We start from the raw sequence: 336 nt of genomic DNA on the forward strand, positions 1-336 counted from the left end.
CGATCGAAAAAGGGAAATTCCGTGAAGATTTATATTATCGTCTGAGTACGGTTGAAATTGCATTGCCACCACTTCGCGAGCGAAAAGATGATATTCATTTGTTGTTTAGAAAATTTGCTTCTGACTTTGCTCACAAATATAAAATGCCGCCAATTAAATTGGATGACAGCGCAGTGGAGTTACTTTTAAAATATCGTTGGAGCGGAAATATTCGTCAATTGCGAAATGTGGCGGAACAAATTTCTGTTTTAGAAACGAAACGGGAGATTTCATCGCAAACACTTCTTTCCTATTTACCAATGGAAAATCCAAATTTGCCATCAGTAATAGGAAGCA

At 37.2% G+C, this 336-nt stretch carries 1 pseudogene; it reads left to right on the forward strand.

Annotated elements, in window-relative coordinates:
• Positions 1-336, forward strand: a pseudogene (locus B4I81_RS07645) (sigma-54-dependent Fis family transcriptional regulator); the annotation flags it as partial.

This window comes from Flavobacterium sp. UBA6195 (assembly GCF_002422095.1).
Lineage (GTDB): Bacteria > Bacteroidota > Bacteroidia > Flavobacteriales > Flavobacteriaceae > Flavobacterium.